The 24,288-nt window shown below is 68.6% G+C and carries 21 protein-coding genes; 9 read left to right on the forward strand and 12 right to left on the reverse strand.

All coding sequences use genetic code 11. From position 1 onward, the window contains the following. The first annotated feature begins 271 nt into the window (after positions 1 to 271). Complete coding sequence (locus ACH13J_RS15985) at positions 272 to 886, forward strand: OmpW family outer membrane protein (RefSeq protein WP_397544342.1); 615 nt, start codon at positions 272 to 274, stop codon at positions 884 to 886. Positions 887 to 951: 65 nt separating this feature from the next. On the opposite strand, the gene ACH13J_RS15990 is transcribed toward ACH13J_RS15985, so the two are convergent. The 5 genes from ACH13J_RS15990 to ACH13J_RS16010 form a co-directional block, all read right to left on the reverse strand. Then, positions 952 to 2,508, reverse strand: a complete 1,557-nt coding sequence (locus tag ACH13J_RS15990) for an AMP-binding protein (RefSeq protein ID WP_397544343.1) — start codon at positions 2,506 to 2,508, stop codon at positions 952 to 954. 6 nt (positions 2,509 to 2,514) lie between these two features. Further along, on the reverse strand, positions 2,515 to 2,820 hold the full coding sequence (locus ACH13J_RS15995) for a hypothetical protein (RefSeq protein ID WP_397544344.1): 306 nt from the start codon (positions 2,818 to 2,820) through the stop codon (positions 2,515 to 2,517). Further along, positions 2,817 to 3,980 (reverse strand): acyl-CoA dehydrogenase family protein, encoded by a 1,164-nt coding sequence (locus tag ACH13J_RS16000; protein WP_397544345.1) that lies wholly within the window; start codon positions 3,978 to 3,980, stop codon positions 2,817 to 2,819. The genes ACH13J_RS15995 and ACH13J_RS16000 overlap by 4 nt, the downstream gene beginning before the upstream one ends. 206 nt (positions 3,981 to 4,186) lie before the next feature. Further along, a complete protein-coding gene (locus ACH13J_RS16005) occupies positions 4,187 to 5,386 on the reverse strand; it encodes an aminotransferase class I/II-fold pyridoxal phosphate-dependent enzyme (RefSeq protein WP_397544346.1) in 1,200 nt (399 codons plus the stop codon). Between the two features lie 85 nt (positions 5,387 to 5,471). Beyond that, complete coding sequence (locus tag ACH13J_RS16010) at positions 5,472 to 6,143, reverse strand: HAD-IA family hydrolase (protein ID WP_397544347.1); 672 nt, start codon at positions 6,141 to 6,143, stop codon at positions 5,472 to 5,474. A 136-nt stretch (positions 6,144 to 6,279) separates the two neighbouring features. Here ACH13J_RS16010 and glmU point away from each other — a divergent pair, with 136 nt between their 5' ends. Then, positions 6,280 to 7,638, forward strand: coding sequence for a bifunctional UDP-N-acetylglucosamine diphosphorylase/glucosamine-1-phosphate N-acetyltransferase GlmU (gene glmU, locus ACH13J_RS16015; protein WP_397544348.1), 1,359 nt, complete (start codon positions 6,280 to 6,282; stop codon positions 7,636 to 7,638). Beyond that, positions 7,638 to 9,461 (forward strand): glutamine--fructose-6-phosphate transaminase (isomerizing), encoded by a 1,824-nt coding sequence (gene glmS / locus ACH13J_RS16020; protein WP_397544349.1) that lies wholly within the window; start codon positions 7,638 to 7,640, stop codon positions 9,459 to 9,461. Before glmU ends, glmS begins: the two co-directional genes overlap by 1 nt. 3 nt (positions 9,462 to 9,464) lie before the next feature. On the opposite strand, the gene ACH13J_RS16025 is transcribed toward glmS, so the two are convergent. Continuing rightward, entirely contained in the window at positions 9,465 to 9,965 is a 501-nt protein-coding gene (locus ACH13J_RS16025; protein WP_397544350.1) for a hypothetical protein, read from the reverse strand. A 94-nt stretch (positions 9,966 to 10,059) separates the two neighbouring features. Between ACH13J_RS16025 and moaA the strand changes: the two genes are divergently transcribed. The 3 genes from moaA to ACH13J_RS16040 are packed head-to-tail and all read left to right on the forward strand — an operon-like array spanning position 10,060 to position 13,435. Next, entirely contained in the window at positions 10,060 to 11,067 is a 1,008-nt protein-coding gene (gene moaA, locus ACH13J_RS16030; protein ID WP_397544351.1) for a GTP 3',8-cyclase MoaA, read from the forward strand. After that, complete coding sequence (locus ACH13J_RS16035) at positions 11,067 to 12,347, forward strand: glycosyltransferase N-terminal domain-containing protein (RefSeq protein WP_397544352.1); 1,281 nt, start codon at positions 11,067 to 11,069, stop codon at positions 12,345 to 12,347. Before moaA ends, ACH13J_RS16035 begins: the two co-directional genes overlap by 1 nt. A 32-nt stretch (positions 12,348 to 12,379) precedes the next feature. Further along, positions 12,380 to 13,435 carry a glycosyltransferase gene (locus ACH13J_RS16040; protein WP_397544353.1) on the forward strand — a complete coding sequence of 352 codons (1,056 nt, stop codon included), beginning with the start codon at positions 12,380 to 12,382 and terminating at the stop codon, positions 13,433 to 13,435. A 48-nt stretch (positions 13,436 to 13,483) separates the two neighbouring features. Here ACH13J_RS16040 and ACH13J_RS16045 read toward each other — a convergent pair whose 3' ends face one another. The 3 genes from ACH13J_RS16045 to ACH13J_RS16055 all read right to left on the reverse strand — a co-directional run bounded on the left by ACH13J_RS16045 (position 13,484) and on the right by ACH13J_RS16055 (position 19,047). Next, positions 13,484 to 14,644 carry an amidohydrolase gene (locus tag ACH13J_RS16045; protein ID WP_397544354.1) on the reverse strand — a complete coding sequence of 387 codons (1,161 nt, stop codon included), beginning with the start codon at positions 14,642 to 14,644 and terminating at the stop codon, positions 13,484 to 13,486. Positions 14,645 to 14,662: 18 nt separating this feature from the next. Next, positions 14,663 to 16,483: a dipeptide ABC transporter ATP-binding protein gene (locus tag ACH13J_RS16050; protein WP_397544355.1), complete on the reverse strand. Its 1,821-nt coding sequence runs from the start codon at positions 16,481 to 16,483 to the stop codon at positions 14,663 to 14,665. 86 nt (positions 16,484 to 16,569) lie between these two features. Further along, entirely contained in the window at positions 16,570 to 19,047 is a 2,478-nt protein-coding gene (locus ACH13J_RS16055; RefSeq protein ID WP_397544356.1) for a penicillin acylase family protein, read from the reverse strand. 83 nt (positions 19,048 to 19,130) lie between these two features. Between ACH13J_RS16055 and ACH13J_RS16060 the strand changes: the two genes are divergently transcribed. Continuing rightward, complete coding sequence (locus tag ACH13J_RS16060; protein ID WP_397544357.1) at positions 19,131 to 20,003, forward strand: NAD(P)-binding domain-containing protein; 873 nt, start codon at positions 19,131 to 19,133, stop codon at positions 20,001 to 20,003. 24 nt (positions 20,004 to 20,027) lie between these two features. Here ACH13J_RS16060 and ACH13J_RS16065 read toward each other — a convergent pair whose 3' ends face one another. From ACH13J_RS16065 to ACH13J_RS16075, 3 genes are all read right to left on the reverse strand, one after another. Next, complete coding sequence (locus ACH13J_RS16065) at positions 20,028 to 20,819, reverse strand: hypothetical protein (protein ID WP_397544358.1); 792 nt, start codon at positions 20,817 to 20,819, stop codon at positions 20,028 to 20,030. Between the two features lie 134 nt (positions 20,820 to 20,953). Next, a complete protein-coding gene (locus ACH13J_RS16070; protein ID WP_397544359.1) occupies positions 20,954 to 21,619 on the reverse strand; it encodes a dienelactone hydrolase family protein in 666 nt (221 codons plus the stop codon). Beyond that, the gene (locus ACH13J_RS16075; protein WP_397544360.1) at positions 21,616 to 22,281 is read right to left on the reverse strand and encodes a DNA-3-methyladenine glycosylase family protein; all 666 of its coding nucleotides are present in this window, start codon (positions 22,279 to 22,281) and stop codon (positions 21,616 to 21,618) included. The genes ACH13J_RS16070 and ACH13J_RS16075 overlap by 4 nt, the downstream gene beginning before the upstream one ends. Before the next feature lie 97 nt (positions 22,282 to 22,378). Here ACH13J_RS16075 and ACH13J_RS16080 point away from each other — a divergent pair, with 97 nt between their 5' ends. Beyond that, positions 22,379 to 23,596 (forward strand): MFS transporter, encoded by a 1,218-nt coding sequence (locus tag ACH13J_RS16080; protein ID WP_397544361.1) that lies wholly within the window; start codon positions 22,379 to 22,381, stop codon positions 23,594 to 23,596. 97 nt (positions 23,597 to 23,693) lie between these two features. Beyond that, entirely contained in the window at positions 23,694 to 24,182 is a 489-nt protein-coding gene (locus ACH13J_RS16085; RefSeq protein ID WP_397544362.1) for an Lrp/AsnC ligand binding domain-containing protein, read from the forward strand. Positions 24,183 to 24,288: the final 106 nt, after the last annotated feature.

The raw sequence follows: 24,288 nt of genomic DNA on the forward strand, positions 1-24,288 counted from the left end.
CCTCGCCCCCGCCCTGCGCCGCGGCGTGCGCGGCGGCCGCGACCTCTTCCAGCGCGGCGAGGTTGGCGCCGCGGTTGGCCCGGAACGTCTCCGACGCGGTCAAAATGTTGGATTTCAGCTTCATCGTTCCCTCTCAGACAAAGGCCGCGCGGCACGCCGCTGTTGCCATAATGCCGCACTGCCGCGTAACGCCAGGAATTTGACGTGAATCAATGCCGGAACCCGGGGGCGGCGTAATGCTCGCCAACGCAATCAAGAACCGGGAACGACCATGAAAACGCTTACCGCACTGACGCTCTCCACCGCTCTCGCCGCCTTTGCTGCACCTGCATTCGCCCAGTCTCAGGGCGACATGCTGCTTGGCCTTGGCGCGCACGGCGTCCTGCCGACCGACGATTACAGCGCCACGCTGGCTGGCCCGATCCGCGTCGACGACAATATCCGCCCGACCCTGACCTTCGAATATTTCGTGGCTGACAATATCGGGCTGGAAGTCTTGGCCGCGTGGCCCTTCGAACACGATGTCCAGCTCGCCGGTGTGGGTGACGTGGCCGAGACCAAGCACCTGCCACCCACCGTCTCGATCCAGTATTACTTCACGAACCAGTCCACCATAACTCCGTTCGTGGGGGCGGGCGTGAACTACACGCATTTCTGGGACGAGACCGGCAAGGGCGCGCTCGCCGGCGTTCCGGTGAGCCTCGACGACTCCTGGGGTGTTGCCGTGCATGCGGGGATCGATTTCGCCCTGAGCGACAACGCGTCCCTGCGGACCGATATCCGCTGGATCGACATCGACACCGACGCGACCGTGGGCGGCGCGCCGATCGGCAGCGTCAGCATCGACCCGATCGTGGTTGGCGCGGCCTATGTGTACAAGTTCTGACACCCCGCGCGGCGGGCAATGACGGGGGCCGGCGGAAACGCCGGCCCTTTTTGCCGTGCCGCCGCTCACCGCGCTGCCTCCGCCGCGGCCCGCGCCCTGAGCTGCTTGCGGATCACCTTGCCGGTCACGGTCATCGGCAACGCGTCCAGGAACGTGATTTCCCTGGGATACGCGTGGCTTGCAAGCTGCTCCTTGACGAAGGCGCTCAATTCCCTGGCCAGCGCATCGCCGGGAACGGCCCCGTCCTTGGGCACGACATAGGCCTTGACGATCTCGGTGCGTAGCGGATCGGGCTTGCCGACAACGCCAACCGTCGCCACCGCGGGATGGCGCAGCAGGCAATCCTCTATCTCGGCCGGGCCGATGCGGTACCCCGCCGAGGTGATGACGTCATCCTCGCGCCCCACGAAACGCAGGTAGCCCCCCTCCCACACCCCCCGGTCACCGGTCAGCATCCACTCGCCGCAAAACTTTTCGGCCGTCGCCTGCGGCCGGTTCCAGTATTCCAGCATCATCGCGGCGGATCCGCGGCGGATGGCGATGTCGCCTTCTCCCTGTGCCGGCTGTCCGTGGGCATCGATCACCCCGATTTCGTGCCCCGGCACCGGCCTGCCGAGACAGCCTGGCCGCGGCGGGAACAACGCGCTGCAGGAACTTGCAACCATGTTGCACTCGGTCTGGCCGTAGAACTCGTTGATCGTCAACCCGAAGGCCACGCGCCCCCATTCGAGCATCTCCGCGCCGAGCGGCTCGCCACCGCTGGCCACACTGCGCAGCCCCGCGACGGGGGTATCGGCGGCCTTGAGCATCCTCAATGCCGTGGGCGGGAAAAAGACATTCCTGACAGAACCTTCGTGCACGATCCTCAGGCAATCTTCGGGGGTGAATTTCGGCAGGCGCGCCGCCACAACCGGCACGCCGAGCGCAAGGCCCGGCATGAGCACGTCGAAAAGCCCGCCAATCCACGCCCAGTCCGCCGGAGTCCAGAGGCAATCCCCTTGCCGGCCAAGGAAATCATGGCTCATCTCCACCCCCGGCAGGTGGCCGGTCAGAACGCGGTGGCCGTGCAGCGCGCCCTTCGGGCTGCCTGTCGTGCCGGAGGTGTAGATCAGCACCGCTGGCTCCTCGGGGCCGGTCGCCACCGTCTCGAACGCCGTTTGGGGCAGCTCGGTATCCTCCGGCACCAGCGCGGCGGCCGTGTCGAGCGCCGCCACCATGCCGGCCCCGTCCCGGTCCGTCACGACGAGCCGCGCCCCGGCGTCCTTCACCCGCACGGAAAGCGCGTCCTGCCTGAACAGCTTGAACAAGGGGATCGAAACCGCGCCGAGTTTCCAGATCGCGATATGGGCCGCGGCGCACCACGGGCCCTGGCTGCGCAGAACGCCCACCCGGTCCCCGCGCCTCACCCCGCGCTCGGCCAGCCCGTGGGCCAGCGCGTCGGCCATGCGCCGCAGCGCGGCGCGGGTGACCTCTTCGCGCCCGTCGCTCAGGTCAAGGATGGCCAGCCCGTCGGGCGCCCGCTCGGCCGGCGCGTCGCAGGCCTGCACCGCCATGTTCAGCCGGTCGGGCAGGTTCCAGCGGAAACCGTCGCGCAGCGTGTCATATGGCGCCTCGGTCAACATCGCCGGTCACATCCGCCCATCCAGCGGCGCACGGTCGGCCACGCGGCCGAAGTCGTCGATGAAATACGCCATGCCCCCGCCCCGGCCCGCGCAGACGACAAGCAGCCACAAACCCTCCGAGCGTGCCGGCCGCGCCTGGCAGTCGGTCCGGTCGGCACCGGGCCCCGCCGCGGCCACGTAAAGCTCGGCCGCCCGCGTGATCGCCTCGGTTTCGGTCGTCGTCACTCTGCGCACACCCAGCACCGCCGCCAGCCCCGCACCGGCCAGAACGACCGCCAGCAGCGGCGCGACCAGCAGCCGCCGGGGCGTCATCCCATCGCCCCCATCATCTCGCGCCCCACCAGCATCCGCCGGATCTCGGACGTGCCGGCCCCGATTTCCATCAGCTTGGCATCCCGGAAAATGCGCGCCACGGCCGAGTCGTTCAGAAAGCCTGCCCCACCCATGGCCTGCACCGCCTGGTGCGCCTGGACCATCGCCTGCTCGGAGGCATAAAGGCAGCACGCGGCGGCATCGGCGCGCGTCACCTCGCCCCGGTCGCAGGCCTTGGCAACCTCGTAGACATAGGCCCGTGCCGAGTTCATCGCCGTGTACATGTCGGCAATCTTGCCCTGCATGAGCTGGAAATTCCCGATGGCCTGACCGAACTGCTTTCGCTGCGAAAGGTAGGGCATGATCTCGTCCAGGCAGGCCGCCATGATGCCCAGCCCGATGCCCGCCAGAACCACGCGCTCGAAATCCAGCCCCGACATCAGCACCCGCACCCCGCGGCCCTCCTCGCCCAGCACGTTCTCGAGGGGCACCTCCACCTCCTCGAAGATCAGCTCGGCGGTGTTCGAGCCGCGCATCCCCAGCTTGTCGAAATGCGGGCTGGTGGAAAAGCCCTTCATCGTCTTCTCGATCAGGAAGGCGGTAATTCCCTTGCTGCCCGCCTCGGGATCGGTCTTGGCATAGACGATCAGCGTGTCGGCGTCCGGCCCGTTGGTGATCCAGTACTTGTTGCCATTGAGACGGTAATGATCGTTCCGCTTCTCGGCCCTGAGCTTCATCGACACCACGTCGCTGCCCGCCCCGGCCTCCGACATGGCCAGCGCGCCGACGCTCTGCCCCGACACCAGCCCGGGCAGGTACGCGGCCTTCTGCGCGGCGCTGCCGTTCAGCTTGATCTGGTTGACGCACAGGTTTGAATGCGCGCCGTAGCTCAGCGACACGCTGGCCGAGGCACGCGCGATCTCCTCGACCGCCACGACATGCGCAAGATAGCCCATGCCGGCCCCGCCATGTTCCTCCGGCACGGTGATGCCAAGCAGGCCCAGCTCGCCCATCTCCGGCCACAGGGCGTTGGGAAACGCGTTGTCGCGGTCGATGTCGGCCGCCATGGGCTTCAGGCGTTCCTGCGCCCAGCGATGCGTCATGTCGCGCAGCGCGGTCACGTCCTCGCCCAGATCGAATTGCAGCCCCATGGTGAACATGCGCGCCCCCGCGATTTATTGAACACTTGTTCATTTATATGGCCAACCATGCTCCCGGTCAATGCCGGGGTCGCCTCCGGCCACGGGCGGGGCATCTTCTTGGCGGAAATACCCCGGGGTGAATTGACCCGGCAGGGTCAAGAGGGGCAGCGCCCCTGCCCGGCAATTGGCGTGTGGCGCAGCCACGCCGCCGGATCACCCCGGTATCAGGCCGCCATGCCCTGCCAGACCGCCCCCACCTCCGACCGGATGATCCGGGCGATGAGCGCGCAATCGTCGAGGCTGAAGGTCAGCGGCAGGCGCATGTCCATGATGCCCTTGAGGATGCGGTCGCTACGCGGCATCGGCGCGGACGGCGCGTAGCGCCAGCTGTCGTAGCGGCTGGTGAAGCCCGTGGGCTCGGCCCCGCCGAACCATTTCAACTCCACCCCCCGCGCACGGCAGCGGTCGACCACCTCGGCCACGGCCGCGTCCGGCCAGTCGAGCAGCAGGAACTGAATGGACGAGCCGACATGGGCCTCGTGCGCTCCGCGCTCGACCACCGTCAGGCCGGGGGTGCCGCGCAGCCCGTCCTCGACCACGCGGTAGCGGTCGTTCCATGCCGCGCACTGCGCGTCCAGCCGCGCCAGCTGCGGCCGCAGGATCGCCGCGCGCAGGTTGTCCATCCGACCCGAGACATTCGGCGTGTCGTACTTGATCTCCTCGAAGGTCTGCACGGGCGGCACGGTGCCGTGGCGCTCGTAGAGCATGTACGACCCCGACAGCATCACCGCCCGCGCCATGACCGTGTCGTCATCGGTGACCAGCAGACCGCCCTCGCCAGAATTGATGTGCTTGTAGGTCTGCGTCGAATAGCAGCCCAAAAGCCCGTGCCGCCCCGAGGGCACGCCGCGCCACTTTGCCCCCATGGTGTGCGCGCAATCCTCGATCACCCTGATCCCGGCAGCGTCGCAGATCTCCATGAGACGGTCCATGTCGCAGATGTGCCCGCGCATGTGGCTGAGCATCAGAACATCCGCGGTATCAGCCTTGGCCGAAAGATCGTCGAGGTCGATCACCAGCCGCTCCGTCACGCCGACGAACACCGGCACGGCGCCCACGCTCGCGATCGCGCCGGGCACCGGCGCCAGCGTGAAGGCGTTGGTCAGCACCCTGTCGCCCGGCTGCACCCCGAGCGCGCGCAGCGCCGTGGCCAGCGCGTAGCCCCCCGACGCGACGGCCAGCGCGTAGCGTGCCCCAACGTGATCGGCAAACTCCCGTTCCAGCTGCGCAACCTCGCCGATCTCGCCCGGCGCGGTGTTGTAGCGGTGCAGCCGGCCGTGGCGCATGACGTCGAGCGCGGCGGCGATCCCCTCCTCCGGGATCGGCTCCTGCTGCGTGAAGCTGCCCTTGAAAATCTCGTCCATGGGGGGAAGTTTTGCGGCGCGTGCCCGCAAGGTCAATGGGCCCTGCGCGCTTTCACGATTGCTGAAGGTTTTTTTCCGGGAAGGTTCAAGCCGCTCCCAGCAGCTTGTCCACGACACCGGAAAGTTCGTCGTAATGCCCGATGGTCGCCTCGGGCGCGAGCGCCGGCACCGCGTGCGCGCCGGGACCGAAAGTGACCAGCACCGACGGCACGCCCGCGGCACGGCTGGTTTCGCGGTCGGTTTCGGTGTCGCCCACCAGCAGCGCACGTTCCGGACGCCCGCCGGCCCGCCGCACGGCTTCGCGGAACGGTTCCGGGTCGGGTTTGCGCACCGGCAGCGTGTCCGCGCCGACCACCGCGCCGAACGCGTCCAGCACCCCCAGCCTGCCGAGCAAAAGCCGCGCCAGCCGCTCCGGCTTGTTGGTGCAGATGGCCACGCCGCAGCCGGCACGCGCCAGCGCCTCCACTGCCGCCATCGCGCCGGGATAGAGCCGCGTACGCGTGTCGATCGCCGCTTCGTATATCCCCAGGAACTCCTGATAGTACCGGTCGATCTCTGACGGATCGGCGCCGCGTCCAAGCCGGTCCAGCCCGAGCGCCAGCATCGCGCGCCCGCCGCGAAAGGCCGTCGCCGCATCGGCCACGGGATCAAGCAGGTCGCCGGCCCCGAAACCGCCCAGGCAGCTGTTGGCGGCGGCGATCAGATCGCCGCTGGTATCGGCCAGCGTGCCGTCGAGGTCGAAAACAATCGTGCGCATCCGCGTTCTCCCGCGTTCTCTCGGCATCTTTCCGCCCGGGGCTGTCACATGCCGCAATCATCTTTGATAACCCCCCGGCTTGCACGGGGCTGGCATCCCGATAAAACGGTCGCGCCCGGATTGGAAGGGGAACCGCATGGCGACAGCGCTCATAATCCTTGCCGCGGGCAAGGGAACACGGATGAAATCGGACTTGCCCAAGGTCCTGCACAAGGTCGCCGAGACACCGCTGCTGGCCCATGCGATGCGCGCCGGCGGCGGCCTCGCGCCGGAGCGGACCATCATCGTGGCCGGCCACGGTGCGGAACAGGTCGAAGCCGCGGCGCGCGAGGCTGATCCTGCCGCGCAGATCGCGATGCAGGACGACCAGCTCGGCACCGCGCACGCGGTGGCGCAGGCGGCGCCCTTGCTGACGGGGTTCCAGGGCGATGCCATCGTGCTTTACGGCGACACGCCGTTCATCCGGCCCGACACGCTGGACCGCATGGCGCGGGCGCGCGCCGCGCATGATATCGTCGTGCTGGGATTCGAGGCGGCCGATCCGGGGCGTTACGGACGACTCGTCATGCAGGGCGACCGGCTGGAGCGCATCGTGGAATTCAACGACGCATCAGCGCAAGAGCGCGCGCTGACCTTCTGCAATTCCGGGGTTCTGGCCGCGGACGCCGCGACGTTGTTCGATCTCGTCTCGGCGGTCGGCAACGACAATGCCAAGGGCGAGTACTACCTGACCGACGTCGTCGCCCTTGCCAAGGACAGGGGATTGTCCGCGACCGCCGTCGCCTGTGACGAGGCCGAGACGATGGGCGTCAATTCCCGCGCCGACCTCGCCGCGGCCGAGGCCGCGTTCCAGGCCCGCGCACGCCGGGACGCGATGGACAACGGCGTTACCCTGACCGCGCCCGAAACGGTATATTTCGCCTTTGACACCTCGATCGGACCGGACGCGGTGGTGGAACCCCACGTTGTCTTTGGCCCCGGAGTCACAGTGGAGGGCGGCGCGCGAATCCGCGCCTTTTCCCATCTGGAGGGCTGCCACGTCGCCGGCGGCGCCGTGGTGGGGCCCTACGCCCGGCTGCGCCCGGGCACGCGCATCGCCCAGGAGGCCCGCATCGGCAACTTCGTCGAGATCAAGAACGCCGCCGTCGAAACGGGCGCCAAGGTCAACCACCTCAGCTATATCGGCGACGCACATCTGGGCGCGCAGGCGAATATCGGAGCGGGAACCGTCACCTGCAACTATGACGGCGTGTCGAAGCACCACACCGCGATCGGCGCGGGGGCCTTCATCGGCTCCGATACCATGCTGGTGGCCCCCGTGACGGTGGGGGACGGCGCGATGACGGCGTCGGGGTCGGTCATCACCCGCGACGTGCCCGCCGAGGCGCTGGCGATCGCGCGGGGCCAGCAGGTCAACAAGCCCGGCATGGCCCGCCGCTTGTTCGAAAAGCTGAAGAAAACCAAAAAGAAAGACAAGACAGGCGAGGTGCGCTGATGTGCGGGATCGTGGGGATGCTGGGAAAACACGAGGTGGCGCCGACCCTCGTCGAGGCGCTAGGGCGGCTGGAATACCGCGGCTATGACAGCGCCGGGATCGCCACACTGAACAACGGCCGGCTGGACCGCCGCCGCGCCGTCGGCAAGCTGGTGAACCTGTCGGACCTGCTGGTGCATGAACCGCTGGCAGGCAAGGCCGGGATCGGCCACACCCGGTGGGCCACGCACGGGGCACCGAACCTGCAGAACACGCACCCCCACCGGGCCGGACCGGTCGCCGTGGTCCACAACGGGATCATCGAGAATTTCCGCGAGCTTCGGGCCGAGCTGGCCGAGGACGGCATCGGCTTCGACACGGACACGGACACCGAGACGGTGGCGCTGCTGACCCAGCACTACATGGCGCAAGGCGCGGATCCCGTTGACGCGGCGCAGCGAACCCTCGCCCGCCTCGAGGGGGCATACGCGCTTTTGTTCCTGTTCGACGGCGAGCCGGATCTTTTCGTGGCCGCACGCAAGGGCAGCCCGCTGGCGATCGGGCACGGCGATGGCGAAATGTTCGTGGGATCGGACGCTATCGCGCTGGCCCCGCTGACCGACCGGATCACCTATCTCGAAGAGGGCGATTGCGCCGTCGTCACGCGGGACGGCGTCACCATCACCGACGCCAATGGCGCGTTTGCCAACCGCGAGATACGCACGATCCAAGTCGATACGGCGCGCGTGGACAAGGCCGGGCACAAGCATTTCATGGCCAAGGAGATCGCGGAACAGCCCGCGGTGATCGGCGACGCGCTGCGCCACTACCTGACGCAGGACGGCTGCGGCGTGGCGATGGAGGACCCCGCGCTCGACTTCACCGGGCTCGACAGGCTTTCGCTCGTCGCCTGCGGCACCGCCTATTACGCCTGCCTGACCGCGAAATACTGGTTCGAGCAGGTCGCCGGCCTGCCGGTGGACGTGGATATCGCCTCGGAATTCCGCTACCGGGAGCCACCGGTCCCGCCACGCACGGCGGCGCTGTTCGTCAGCCAGTCGGGCGAGACGGCCGATACGCTGGCGGCGCTGCGATACTGTGCGGGACGGGCCGACCGGCTGCTGTCGGTGATCAACGTCGACGAAAGCTCGATCGCGCGGGAAAGCGATCTCGCCCTGCCCATCCATGCCGGGCCCGAAATCGGCGTCGCCTCGACCAAGGCGTTCACCTGCATGCTGACGGTTCTGCAACTGCTGGCCCTCAAGGCGGGGCACGACCGTGGCCATCTGTCGCCCGACGCGCTGGCCGACCGGCTTTCGGCGCTGCGCGGGCTGCCGGCGCTGATGACCCTCACGCTGGAACAGGGCGAAGCATTCCGCGTCGTGGCGTCCCGGCTCGCGGAGGCATCCAGCGCGCTGTTCCTCGGTCGCGGGCCGCTCTATCCGCTTGCGCTGGAGGGTGCACTGAAACTAAAGGAAATCAGCTATATACATGCTGAAGCTTATGCCTCTGGCGAGCTCAAGCACGGCCCCATCGCGCTGATCGACAGCAAGATGCCGGTGGTCGTCATGGCGCCCCGCGACGCGCTCTTTCACAAGACGGTTTCGAACATGCAGGAGGTGATGGCGCGCGGCGGCAAGGTCGTGCTGGTCACCGACCCCCCCGGCGCCGAGGCCGCCCGCGACGGCGTATGGCGCCAGCTTGTCCTGCCGGAATGCGATCCGCTCGTCGCCCCCATTCTCTATGCCCTTCCGGCACAGCTTCTGGCCTACCACACGGCGGTCGCCAAGGGCACGGACGTGGACCAGCCCCGAAACCTCGCCAAGTCGGTCACCGTCGAATAGAGCTCACGGCGCGCGGAACACCCGCAACTCGGGCAGCGCGGTCAGGTCGGCCTCCAGAAGCCGCATGGCCGCAAGCGAAATCCGGCTGCCCGCCCCCGGCCCGGCATCGAGAGGGATGAGCTCGACCGCCACCGCCGTGCCCTTGGCCGGATACTCTACCCGGCCGCCGACAGCGGTCTCTGTCAGCGGCGTCTTGAGCCAGATGCCCGGCTCGTCCACGGCCCCGAGCGAGGCGACGGTCATGCCGAGAAACACCCCCTCGCCCGACGCGGGCGCCGTTGCCCGCGCGCGCTCCGCCGCGCCCGTGGTATCGAGCGTTTGGGGCGTGCGCGCGGTGGTGGCGCCGGAACCTTCCGAACCGGGCCGCGCCCGGGGATGCGTCTGGTCACGCCCGTCACGCACGTTGGGCGGGGCAGCCTCCTGCCGCCCGAACAGCCCGTCCTCGATGGTCGCGCACCCGGCCAGCGTCACTGACAGCATCCATATCCAGAGGCATTTGCCCATTGACGTACTCTAGGACGGGCGGCGGCGCGCATCAATGCCGTCGACACATCGAACGGCCCTTGTGCCTCCGCGCGGCGCGGCCTATTTTCCGGCCATGACCGCACCACTCATCGACCCGTTCCAGCGCGCCATCTCGTATCTGCGCGTCTCCGTCACCGACCGCTGCGATTTCCGCTGCGTGTACTGCATGGCGGAGAACATGACGTTCCTGCCGAAAAAGGAACTCCTCACGCTGGAGGAGCTTGACCGGATGTGCACGACCTTCGTGCGCCTCGGTGTCGAGAAGCTGAGGATCACGGGAGGCGAGCCGCTGGTGCGCAAGGGCATCATGACCTTCTTCGACAGCATGACGCGGCATCTCGAGTCCGGTGCGCTCAGGGAACTCACGCTCACCACCAACGGCAGCCAGCTGGAACGTTTCGCCGACCAGCTCTATGCCGCCGGGGTGCGGCGCGTGAACATCTCGCTCGACACGCTCGACGAGAAGAAATTTGCCGACGTCACGCGTTGGGGCCGGCTACCGCAGGTGATGCGCGGCATCGACGCGGCACAACGCGCCGGTCTGCGCGTCAAGATCAACACCGTGGCGCTCAAGGGGTTCAACGAGGACGAGCTGTTCGACCTTGTCACGTGGTGCGCCGGGCGCGACATGGACCTCACCTTCATCGAGGTGATGCCGATGGGCGATCTGGGCAACGAGGACCGGCTCGACCAGTACTGGAAGCTCAGCGACCTGCGCGCAAGGCTGGCGCAGGAATACAAGCTGACCGACCTCGCAGAGCGTACGGGCGGGCCCGCGCGTTACGTCCGGCTGGAAGAGACAGGCCAGAAGATCGGCTTCATCACGCCGCTCACCCACAATTTCTGCGAAAGCTGCAACCGCGTGCGGCTGACCTGCACGGGCGAACTCTACATGTGTCTCGGGCAGGAGGACATGGCCGACCTGCGCGCCCCCCTGCGCAACAACCCCGACGACGACGCACCGCTCGAGGAGGCCATCCGCGCCGCCATCGCGCGCAAGCCCAAGGGCCACGATTTCGACTATTCCCGGCAGAAGATAGAGGGCCAGATGCCGCGCCACATGAGCCACACCGGCGGCTGATGCGGCGCCCTCCCCTGCCGGTCGGGCTCTACCGTGCCGCGGCAAACCTGATCGCACCGCTCGCCTATCGCCGCGTGGCGCACAAGCTGTCGGCGCAGGGCACCCCGCGGCGGCGTCTGCCCGAACGGATGGGCCGGGCGAGCGCCGAACGCCCTGGCGGACGTCTCGTCTGGTTCCACGCCGCCTCCGTCGGCGAGAGTGTCTCGGTGCTGCGGCTCATCGCGCGCATGGGCGCGGGGCAGGATGACCTGTGCTTTCTGTTGACGTCAGGTACGGCCACCTCTGCACAGGTCGTGGCGCAACGCCTTCCCCCGCGCACGGTGCATCAATTCGCCCCGCTGGACAGCGCCCGGGCCGTCCGCCGTTTCCTCGATCATTGGCGGCCGGACGCGGCCATCTTCGTCGAAAGCGAATTGTGGCCGCAGATGCTGACCAACACACACGCGCGCGGCATCCCCATGGCGCTGGTGAACGCGCGCATCTCCGAGCGGTCCGCGCGGGCGTGGAAGCGTTTCCCGTCCACGGCCCGCTTCCTGATGGGACATTTCCGCATGATCCACTGCCAGGATGCGCGCACCGCCGAGCATCTGCAACAGCTCGGCCTGCCGCAGGCCCGCAGCGGGCAGAACCTGAAATCGCTGTCCAGCGCCCCGCCGCATGACGCGGCGGCGCTGGCCGAGTTGAAGGCGCGCATCGGCGCACGGCCGCTCTGGCTGGCCAGCTCCACCCATCCCGGCGAGGACGAGATCGCGCTGGCGGCACACCGGGCCGTGCTGGCCGACCAGCCGGGGGCGCTCTTGATCCTCGTGCCCCGGCACCCGGAGCGGGCCGGCAGCATCGCCACGCTGATCGAGGCGCAGGGCTTCGCCACCGCCCGCCGGTCCGCGGGCGGCGGGATCGACGCCGGAACGCAGGTCTACCTCGCCGACACGCTCGGCGAGACGGGCCTTTGGTACGCGCTGTCGCCCATCACCTGCCTGTTCGGCTCGTTCGTGCCGGTGGGTGGCCACAACCCCTACGAGCCGGCCCATGCCGGAACGGCAATCCTGCACGGTCCGCTCTACGCCAACATCCCCGACAGCTACGCCGCGCTCGACGCCGCGGGCGGCGCCTGGCAGGTGGCGGACGCGGACGCGCTTGCCCGGGCGGTGCGGACGCTGCTGCGCGATCGCGACACCCTGAACGCGATGCGCCGCGCGGCGGGCACGTTCGCGCGGTCTCAGCAAGACGGGCTGGACGAATTCGCCGGCACCCTTTCCACGGCGCTGTCCCTGCGATAGGCACGCAAGGCCCCCGCAACCGGACCGAAGCCGTGCCAGAGCTCATCGTCACGAATTTCAACCGCAACTTCACCGGCGTCTCGGCCACGGCGGCCGGGGTGCTGCGCCGGCAGTCGGGACAGTTCGACATGGTGCTGGCCGGCCACCCCCTGCCCGGCGGCCCGGCGCCGGTTACGCCGTTACAGGCCATCCGGATGTCACGGCAGCCGCCACCGCACCGCCCCTTCGTCATCTGGCATGTCCGCCGCAACCCCGAGATGCGCGCCGCGCTCGTCGCGCGCGACATCCTGCGCATGCCGATCAGGATCGTCTTCACCTCGGCGGCGATCCGGCGCCACTCGGCCCTGCCCCGCTGGCTCATCTCGCGCATGGATGCGGTGATCGCCACGACCGACACGGCGGCGGAATTCGTGCCGCATGTCCGCGCCGTGGTGCCGCACGGGGTCGACACCGCCCGCTTCACCCCCGCCCTTGACCGCGCCGAGGCATGGGCGGCCACCGGTTTTCCGGGGAACCGCGGCATCGCCACCATCGGGCGCATCCGCCCCGAGAAGGGCACCGACCGCTTCGTCGACGCGATGCTGGGGCTGCTGCCCGGCCGCCCTGGTCTGACGGCGCTGGTCATCGGCCGCGCCGCCCGCGCCGACGCGGGCTTCCTTGCCGAGCTGCGCAACCGGATCGCCGCGGCCGGCCTATCCGACCGTATCCTCTTTCCCGGAGAGGTGGCGCCGGAGGCCCTGCCCGCGCTGTTGCGCGCGCTCACGGCGGTGGTGCAACTGCCCCGCTACGAGGGGTACGGCATGGCCCCGCTGGAGGGCATGGCCTCCGGCGTGCCCTTCGTGGCCACCGACGCGGGGTATTTCCGCCGGTTTTCCGACGACGGCCGGTGCGGCCTGATCACCGGCGCGGACGCCGCCTCCGAGGCGGTCGCCGCCCTCATCGACTCTCCCCTGCGCCACGCCGCCATGGCCCGCGCCGCCCGCGCCGCCGCAGAAACCCGCTACAGCATCGAGAGAGAGGCCGAGGGCATCGCCACCGTCTACGAGGGCCTTTGGTCGGGCAGGACCCCGCCCGCTTCTTCTTGGTGACAATACCCCGGGGGCGTGGGGGCTGGCCCCCACTCCCGCCCGTTCCACCTACAAGGGCATGCGCTGCTCGGCCACGCCGGCCCACCAGCTGCACCCGGCGGGGATCGCCGCGTCGTTGAAATTGTACTCGGGGTGATGGACCATCGCCGAGTCGCCATTGCCCACGAGGATGTAGGCACCGGGCCGCTCTTCCAGCATGAAGGCGAAATCCTCGCCCCCCATCACCAGCGGCGCCTCGTCGCACTGCCCGCTGACCGAGCGGGCGACCCCGGCGGCGAAATCCGTCTGCTCGGGGTGGTTGGCCATGACGGGATAGTTGCGCTCGAACGACAGCCTGACACGGCCCCCGAAAGCCCGGCCGATCCCGTCGCAGATGGCCTGCATCCGCTCTTCGGCCAGGTCGCGCATCTGCGGGCTGAGCGTGCGCACGGTGCCGATCAGCTCCACGGTCGAGGGGATCACGTTGAAGGTGTGGGAGGACGTCTCCATCGACGTGACCGACACCACCACCTGGTCGGTGGGATCGGCGTTGCGGCTGGCAATCGTCTGGAACGCACTGACCAGCTGCGCCGTCATGACGGACGGGTCCACGGTCTCGTGCGGCTTGGCCGCGTGGCCACCCTTGCCCTCGACCGTGATCTCGAACTTGTCGGTCGCGGCGAAGAAGGGGCCCGGCCGGATCGCGAAACTGCCGGTCGGCACGCCGGGCCAGTTGTGCATGCCATAGACCTCCTGGATGCCGAAGCGTTCCATCAGCCCGTCTTCGCACATCTCGCGGCCGCCGCCGCCGCCTTCCTCGGCGGGCTGGAAGATCACCACCGCGGTGCCGTTGAAATTCCGCGTCTCGGCAAGGTATCTCGCCGCGCCGAGCAGCATCGCCGTGTGCCCGTCATGCCCGCAGGCATGCATCGCCCCCGGCGTTTCCGAGGCATACTCCACCCCCGTCCGTTCGTGAATGGGCAGCGCGTCCATGTCCGCGCGCAGGCCGATCACCTTGCCGCTGTCGCTCTTGCGCCCGCGGATGACGCCCACCACGCCGGTGCGGCCAAGGCCCGTCACAACCTCGTCGCAGCCGAACTCCTGCAGCTTTTGCGCGACCAGCGCGCTTGTCCGATGCGTGTCGAACAGGATCTCTGGATGGCGGTGAATGTCGCGCCGCCACGCGGTGATCTCGTCATGCAGGTCCGCAAACCGGTTCTTAACGGGCATCTTTCGTCCTTCCTTTCCTCAGTATCCGCTGTCCGACACCAGCACCACGTGGTCCTTGCCCACGTGCTCGTAGACGGACGGGCCGGGCTCGTACCCCACCTCGTGGATCGGGGACGGGATCGGCTTGAATTCGGGCTCCCACGCGCTGCGCCGGCTTGACGGATCGGCCACCGGCACTGCGCGCATGAGCGCCTTGGTATAGGGATGTTGCGGGTTTTCAAACACCGCCTGGCGCGGGCCGCGCTCGACGATCCGGCCGAGATACATGACCGCGACGTCGTGGCTGACACGCTCCACCACGGCCATGTCGTGGCTGATGAAAAGGAACGACAGCCCGAGTTCGGCCTGAAGCTCCATCATCAGGTTCAGCACCTGCGCCTGCACGCTGACATCCAGCGCGCTGACTGCCTCGTCGGCGACGATCAGGCTGGGCGAGAGCGCCAGTGCCCGCGCGATGGCGACCCTCTGCCGCTGTCCGCCCGACAACTCGTGCGGAAACCGCCGCAGGAAGCTGCGCGGCAGGTGCACCCGGTCGAACAGCATCGCCACCCGGTCATGCCGGTCAGAGCCAGATCCGATGCGGAAATTCCGCAAGGGCTCCGCGACCTGGTCGGCAAGCGTCATCTGCGGGTCGAGGCTGGCGAACGGGTCCTGGAAAATCATCTGCATGGATTTGCGCGCGGCGCGGAGACCGGCGGCATCCAGCGACAGGATGTCCGTGCCCCCCAGCGTCACCCGCCCGTCCGTCGGTTCGACCAGCCGCAGGACAGATCGCCCGGTCGTGGACTTGCCGCACCCCGACTCGCCCACGAGAGACAGCGTCCGGCCGGTCCCCAGGTCAAAGGACACGTCCTCGACCGCGTGCACATTGGCCACGGTCCGCCGCAGCAGCCCGCCGCGCACCGGGAACCTGGTGACAAGGTTGCGCACGCGCAGCAGCCCTTCGCCATCGCCCGTGCCGGGTGCATACCCCTGATCGGCCGCCCCTGGCAGTTTCATGGGCTCCGGCGCGGGCTTGCCGCGCATCTCGCCCAACCTCGGCACGGCGGCCAGCAACGCCCTTGTGTATGGCGCGCGCGGCGCGGCGAAGATCTCCTCAACCGGTCCCTCTTCGACCTTCCGGCCGCGATGCATCACGACGACGCGATCGGCCATCTGCGCCACCACGGCCATGTCATGGGTGATGAACACCACCGCAGTGCCGGTCTCGTGCTTGAGCCTGTCAATCAGCGCCAGGATCTCCGCCTGGATCGTGACGTCGAGCGCGGTGGTCGGCTCGTCGGCGATGAGCAGCCGGGGCGCGCAGGCCAGCGCCATGGCGATCACCACCCGCTGGCGCATGCCGCCCGACAACTCGTGCGGGTACTGGTCCAGCCGCCGCCCGGGCTCGGGGATGCGCACCTCGCGCAGAAGTTCCAGCGCCCGGGCACGGGCGGCGCGGCGATCCATGCCCTTGTGCAGGCGCAGACCCTCGGTCAGCTGCCGGCCGATGGTGAACACGGGGTTCAGCGCGGTCATCGGTTCCTGGAACACCATCCCGATCTCGTTGCCGCGGATCGTCCGCATCAGGCCCTGCGGCGTCTTGGCGAGGTCCGTCTCGCCGCCACCGGCCCGATCGAAGATCATCCGCCCGCCCGTGATGCTGCCACCGGAAAATTCCACCAGCCGCATCAGCGACAGCGACGAAACCGACTTGCCCGACCCGCTCTCGCCAACGATGCAGACGGTTTCCCCGGGGCCGACCGAGAACGACATGTCCTCGACCCCCGCCACCGGGCCGTCGCGCGTCTGGAATTCCACCCGCAGGTTCTCGATGCGGGCGACGGGGCGGTCCAGCATTGTCTCTCCTGTCCGGGTGCGTCGGCGGAAAGGCTACCGCCGCCCCGCCACAACGTCAAACGCGCCGCCGACCGCCGCGGCGGACGCTACTCCGCCGGTTCCAGCACCGTCACGCCCACCGACGCCGCACGCGCAAGGTCGGGGTCCAGCGACATCGGGATGTATTCCCCGCGACGCCACAGCTGCGCGAGGTCATCGTAATGCCGGCTCAGGAAGTGGCCCGACTGGCCGGTGGAGATGATGAAAACGCTGCTGTCGGGATCGGCGAAATCGTAGACGCCGCGATACCCCGCCCCGTGGACGTTGAGGAACGGCTCGGGCTCGTCTCCGCCCGTGCGCCCGCGCATCAGCGTGTTGTCACCGCCAGAGGTCGACTGACGGATGTTCACGAAATACCGCAGCACCGGAACATCGCCCAGAACCGGGTGCTCGTGCGTGGCCGCGTGCGCATCCCCCCATCTGAGGCTTTCCAGCGCGGTGCCATGGGTCTCTGCTACCCACACAAGCGCGTCGTCGAGCGCCAGCCGCGCGATGTCGGTGCAGCTTTCCTTCTGCGTGGACTGCTTGATGTCGCACCACGCGGCGGCGCCGTCTATGTCGCGGTAGACCCGCTCGATGAACACGGGATCGGGATGGGTGAACGCATCGGCCAGCGGGCCCAGCTCGTCGCGGATCAACCGGTCCATCAGCGCGCGCATCCACGCCGCGTAGAGCAGCGGCTCCGGCAGGTGCTCGTTCATCTCGCCGTTCCAGCTGGAGAGGAGATCAAGGGCGCGCTGGCGCTGGCGTTCCGGCGTGCCGGCCGGCGCGGCCTCGCCGGTGAACCACAGGTCCCTGCCGATGAGCGGCAGAAGCGACCGCGCCGTGAAGCTGACCGTGTCGAGCTGCGCCTCGATGAAGCTGTCGCGGGTGTGCACCTCGCGCGTCTGCATCAGCCGTGTCCACCGGTGCACGCGCTGCGTGTCGCCCCAGTGATAGCTGACATGCAGCGGAAAGGGCCGCTCGACCGTCTTGTTGTTGGTATTGCCCAGCACCCCCCCCTTGGGCGTCACGAATTCGGGCATCGCCGAATAGGGGGTCATAGCGGGCCAGCGGTTCTCCTCGATCCAGCCCCGGCTCGGCATGCGGCCCCGGGTTTCGTGCCCCGCGTTCCGGCGGGGCATGGCCCCGATCGTCTTCATCGCGATGGTATCCTGATCGACCAGCACGAGGTTCTGCGATGGCGCGACGAAGAAGCGACCCGCCTCCAACGCCTCGTCCACCGACTGCGCGCGCATCAGGTCCATCGCGGCGGTCATGGTCGTGTCATTGGCCGAAAGCGCCGTCCAGGCGAGCGAGGCGACATGTCCCGGCGGCGTGACCTCGGACAGGTTGAAATGCGTGCCGGGCAGCACCGGGCCGTTGTCGGTCCAGCGCAGGGTCAGCGTGACAGGGTCACGATCCTTGACGCGGATGATGGTGCGCTCGGTCCGGAACGGTTTGTACCCGTCGGGGGCCAGATACTGGCCCTTGTTGTCGGGGTTGAGTTTCTCGACGTAGAGATCCTGGTCGTCGAGGTAGGACGAGGTGATACCCCACCCCAGCGTCGCGCTGCGCCCCACCATCACCAGCGGCACGCCGGGGATCGTCCCGCCGATGACGCCGCCCGAGGGCAGTTCGACCCGCGCGAGATACCATGTCGAGGGCGCGGAGAAGGAAAGATGGGGATCGTTGGCAAGCAGCGTGCCGCCAGCAGCCGAGCGCGACGGCGCGGCCGCCCACGCGTTCGACGCCCCCGCGAAGGCGCGCGACTCGACGGGCGACAGCGGGTGGCGGGCCGTGCCGGCCTCGGCCGTGCGGACTGCCGGGGCGTCCTTCAGCCCCGGGAACAGCGCCGCGTATTCCGGCAGAGCGGCGATGCCGCTGCCGGGGGCAAGCGGCATTATGTCGGCCAGCCGGTCCTCGTCGTCGAGCGCAAGCGACGTGCGGGCGTGCAGCACTTCCTGCTGGAGATGCGTCGACAGCCGCACCGCCATCAGCTTCACGATGGCGACCGAATCGGCCGGCCGCCAGGGTGAGACCGCGAAATCGAACAGGAACATCTCCGGCGCGCCGCGCCCGCGCGCCGCGCGGTTGATCTCGCGCAGGCGGGCGTTCACGCCGGCGGCATAGGCTTCGAGCATCTCGCGCGTGCGGGCGTCCTGCACGTCGACCGAGGCGCGCGCCTGCGCATACAGTCCGAAGCGGCGCATCAGCTTGTCGACGTTCAGGGTCTGGGTGCCGAACACCTCCGACAGGCGCCCCTGCGCGGTACGCCGCAGCATGACCATCTGCCACAACCTGTCCTGCGCATGGGCATAGCCCAGACCGAAGAAACTGTCGCTTTCGGTGGTTCCGAAAACGTGGGGCACGTTGGCATTGTCACGCACGATCTCGACGGGCCCGTCGACCCCGTCCACCGCCAGACGCTTGTCGTATTCGGGCAGCGACCGCGACAGCAGGAAGTAGATGACCACGACGGTCACGACGGCAAGCGCCACCATGCCGCCCGCGATCCGGACCAGCCATTTGAAGAGTTGCGCCATCCCCGGCACGTCCCGCTTTCCGCTTGCATCCGTTGCCGGGATAGTCAGAAATCCGGGGCGAGACAATGGGAGGCGAAAGGACGATGGCAAAACTGGCATTTCTGGGCCTTGGCGTAATGGGATACCCGATGGCCGGACACCTCAAGGCGGCCGGCCACGAGGTCTGCGTTTACAACCGCACCGCGTCCAAGGCCGACGCGTGGGTCAAGCAGCACGGCGGCACCGCCGCGCCCACCCCGCGCGAGGCGGCGCAGGACGCGGCATTCGTGATGGCCTGCGTGGGCAACGACGATGACCTGCGCAGCGTGTGCCTTGGCCCCGACGGCGCATTCGCCGGAATGGCTGACGGCAGCTGTTTCGTCGATCACACGACCGTGTCCGCCAAGGTGACGCGCGAGCTCTACGCCGCGGCGCGCGCCGAGGGCATCGCCTTTGTCGATGCCCCGATCTCCGGTGGCCAGGCGGGTGCGGAGAACGCGCAGCTGTCCATCATGTGCGGCGGCGACGTTACCGCCTATGAGCGGGCCGAGCCGATCATGGAAACCTACGCCAAGATGTGCCGCCGCATCGGCGAGTCGGGCGCGGGCCAGATGACCAAGATGTGCAACCAGATCGCCATTGCCGGGCTGGTCGAAGGGCTTTCCGAGGCGCTGCATTTCGCCGAGAAGGCCGGGCTCGACGGGCGCGCCGTGGTCGAGGTCATCAGCCAGGGCGCGGCCGGGTCGTGGCAGATGTCGAACCGTTACGAGACGATGCTCGACGACGAGTTCGACCACGGCTTCGCGGTGGACTGGATGCGCAAGGATCTCGGTATCTGCCTCGACACCGCCGACGAAACCGGCGCCTCTCTGCCGGTCACGGCGCTGGTGGACCAGTTCTACAAGGACGTCCAGAAAATGGGCGGCGGCCGCTGGGACACCTCAAGCCTGTTCAAGCGGCTCAGGAAGCTGGGCTGACGCGCCGGTGCGCGCGGGCGCGCCTCAGGGCGCCCCGCGGCGGACGAGCCACCGGTCGGCGCCGATCAGCACGCACAGCGCCGCAAGCGCCGTCACGACGAGCGGCACCTCCACCGTTTGGAATGCGTCCAGCTTGCCCTGTGCCGCAAGCGCCTGGACCACCCCGAACGTCCCGAGGAAATTGTGAAACAGGATCGTCGCGTAGGCATCGCGCGACAGGAAGAAAACGATGCTGGTCAGCAGCCCCACAGCACTCAGCAAGCCGACCATGCCGACCGTGTTGAACGGTGCGCTGTGCGCGAAATGATAGACCCCGAACACCGCGCTGGCGACAATCGCCGCCACGGAAAACGCGGCCCACTTCGGGGCGTCGATACCCAGCGCGACCATCGTGCCCAGCACCGACCAGCAGACCATGACCTCTGCCGCCGAGACCACGAAGACCTGCGCGTAGGCATTGAGCAGCACGACCGGCCCGGTCGCGGGCGCCCCCTGCACAACGTAAAGTCCGAATCCCGCAGCGAACGCAAGCGGCGCCCGGAACGCCGTCCGCCGCCATGAGCCGAAGCCGGCCAGCGCGCGGCCCCCGGGATCATCCCGGGTGAGAAACCGCAAAAGCGCCGCCGCGGCGAACACCCCGATCACGATATTGGCCACGACCGCGTACACCAGCCGGTCGAGAACGGCGTCGGGCCGCGAAAAGGTCCGGATACGCCCTTCGAACCACCATGTGGCCAGCGTCCACACGGCGCAAAGTCCCAGCGCCAATCCGATCCGGACCACGCCTGCCGTCGTCATGCGCGGAATCTCAGCCATGCCGACACCAGCCTAGGGCCACGCTTTCCCACCGCATTGAGACAGATCAATGCGCCCCGGGCCCGGAACAGGCGCGGCAACACCCCGTCAGACCGTCGAAACGGTCTGCCCCGCAGGCCCGCTGATGGCGCGGTTCAAAGCCCCAGCTTGTCGCGCATGAATGCCAGCGCCACCTCCAGCCCGTCCTGCGCGATACCGTGGGCAGTGCCCTTCATCACGTGGGCGTAGACGTCCTTCCACCCCGCGGCCTGCAGCGCCTCGGCTGCCTCGGGCAGGGATTGTGGGGGCACAACGTCATCCTGATCACCGTGAATGAGCATTACCGGCGGGCGGCTCTGCACCTCTTCCTTGAGCAGGTCGGGCGAGAGCAGCCGACCCGAGAACCCGACGATCCCGGCCATCTCGTCATCGCGCCGGGGGGCGACGTGCAGCGCCATCATGGTGCCCTGGCTGAAACCGAACAGCACCACCTGTTCGGGCAGCACGTCCTCGTCCACCATCAGCGCGTCGAGAAAGGCATCGAGATCCTGCGCCGCGGCCATCATGCCGCGCTCGGCCGCCTCCTCGGACGAGCCGTCGATCCACGGAATCGGGAACCACTGGTAGCCGCCCGGCATCATCGGGATCGCCTCGGGCGCGTCCGGCGCCACGAAAAGCGTGTCGGGCAGGTGCTCGCCAAGAATGTCGGCCAGCCCGAGCAGATCGGCCCCGTTGGCGCCGTAACCATGCAGGAAAACCACCACGGATCGCGTGGTGCCCGAATGCGGCCCCTTGCGGCCCGCCTGAAGTACGCGCGTCATCGGATCCCTTCCCTCTGCTTCGCCGCCCGGTAGTAGGCCCACAACAGGCGCGCCGCAACCGATCTCCACGGCCGCCATCCCTCGGCCATCCCGCGCAAGGCGCGTTCGCGCGGACGCTCGGGCAGGTCGTAGAGCAGGCGCGCGGCCTCCTGCAGCGCAAGGTCACCGGGGGCGAACACGTCGGCGCGGCCAAGCGAAAACATGGCGTAGATTTCCGCCGTCCACCGCCCGATGCCGGGCAGTTGCACCAGGGTGGCGATCACCTCCTCGTCCGGCGCGGCGCGCAGGGCGCCGTAATCGATCCCGGCGGACGCCAGCGCGCGGGCATAACGGATCTTCTGGCGGCTGAGCCCCGCGGCGCGCAGCTCTTCGTCGCCCGCCGCCGCGATGGTCGCTTCCGCCGTCAGACCCGCAGCCCGCAACCGCGCCCAGATCGCCTCGGCGGAGGCGACGCTGAGCTGCTGGCTGACGATCGCGTTCAGAAGCTGCGTGAACCCGTCGGGCCGGCGGCGCAAGGGCGGAGGACCGGCAACGGCGTTGGCATGGGCCAGCCGCGGACAAGCCGCTGACAGGTGCGCCACACCCGCCTCGATGTCGGCGGCGCTGGCGATGACGCGGCCCATGCCCCCGGCGGCGTCGGACTGATCGGCGGTTCCTGCCATTGCACGGCACAGTATAGGCGCGCGGGATGCGGCGTCCAGCCAGACGCCATGCCTGCCCACGCTTGCAGAGGTGAACGATACGGTTTAGCAGGCCGTCATGACCGATACCGCCCTGCCCCACACCGAAAGCCGCGCCAAGCGCAACGTGACCGTTCTGGTACTGGCGCAGGCCCTGCTCGGCTCGCAGATGGCGATGATCTTCGTCGTGGGCGGGCTGGCCGGGCAGTCGCTGGCGAGCAATGTCTGCTTCGCGACATTGCCCATCTCGCTCATCGTGCTGGGCTCGATGCTCTCGGCCACGCCGCTGAGCTGGGCCATGCAGCAATGGGGCCGGCGCGCGGGTTTCCTTGTCGGGGCCGGCGCGGGTGCGGCGGGGGCTGCGATAGGGGCCTACGGGCTGTGGATCGCGTCCTTCCCGGTCTACCTGCTGGGCAGCCTACTGACCGGCACCTACATGTCGGCACAGGGCTTCTACCGTTTTGCGGCCGCCGACACGGCAAGCGACGCGTTCCGCCCCAAGGCGATTTCCTACGTCATGGCGGGGGGCCTCGTCAGCGCGGTGATCGGCCCGCAGCTGGTCAAGGTCACGTCGCAGGCGATGGTCGTGCCATTCGTGGGCACCTACCTTGCCGTGATCGGGCTCAACCTCGTGGGGGCCGTGCTGTTTCTCTTCCTCGACATCCCCAAGCCGCCCCGCCCGGCCGAGGACGCGCCAAGGGGCCGCAGCCGGTGGGAGCTGCTGACCACCCCGCGCATCGCCGTGGCCGTGATCTGCGCCACCGTGTCCTACGCGCTGATGAACCTCGTGATGACGTCCACGCCGCTGGCCGTGGTGGGGTGCGGCTTCACCGAGGGCAATGCCGCCGACATCGTCACCGGGCACGTGCTGGCGATGTTCGCCCCGTCCTTCTTTACCGGCCACCTGATCGCGCGGTTCGGCGTGGAAAAGATCGTGGGCACGGGGCTGGTGATCCTCGCCGCGTCGGGCGTGGTGGCGCTGCAGGGTGTGGATCTGGCCAATTTCTTCATCGCGCTGATCCTGCTGGGGCTGGGATGGAATTTCGGCTTCATCGGCGCGACGACGATGCTCGCAGGCGCCCACGCGCCGCACGAGCGGGGCCGGATGCAGGGTCTCAACGACCTGATCGTGTTCGGGGGCGTGACCGCCGCCTCGCTGGCCTCGGGCGGGTTGATGAACTGCTCGGGCGGCACGGCCGAGGCAGGGTGGGCCTCGGTCAACCTTGCCATGATCCCGTTCCTTACCCTGGCCGGCGGGGCGCTGATCTGGCTGGTGTTCCGCCCCGTCGACGCCTGAACCGTCCGGAACGCCGCTTTCCCCTTGTCCGCGCGGCCGACCGCGCGCAAGGATGGGCGCCGGGCATACCGGGCCCGCACGGCCATGGGACGGCGGCATGAAGAGAACCAGCCTCGACGCGACGGATATCCGTATTCTCAGCGCGGTCCAGCGCCACGGACCGTTGAGCAAGACGGCACTGGCCGAAATGGTCAACCTGTCCCCGACACCCTGCCGCGAGCGGCTCAACCGCCTCAGGGCGGCGGGGTTCATACGCGGATATCGGGCGGACATCGCGCTCGACCGGGTCTGCGATGTCACCTTGGTGGTCGTGACGGTCGCGCTGACGCATCACCGAAAGACCGACTTCGAACGCTTCGAGGCCCATATCCGCCGTGTGCCCGAGATCACGGAATGCATCGCCACCGGCGGCGGCATGGACTACGTCATGAAGGTCTGCTGCCGCAGCCTGCACGCCTTCCAGGTCCTGATCGATTCGCTTCTCTCCGCCGAGATCGGGATCGATCGCTACATGACCTACATCGCCACCCGCGAGGTGAAATCCGACCCGCCCGACCTGTCGAGCCTCGCCGGAAACGGCCCCTAGACCGGCCGGCGCAGGGCCCTACCACCGCCCCGACGCGGCCCGTGCCAAGAGCGCGGCGCGGCCGCGGAAAGGGGGCGGGTCGAGCGCCGCGTCGCCCACCCGCGCG

It is taken from the genome of Roseovarius salis (assembly GCF_044472985.1).
GTDB lineage: Bacteria > Pseudomonadota > Alphaproteobacteria > Rhodobacterales > Rhodobacteraceae > Roseovarius > Roseovarius salis.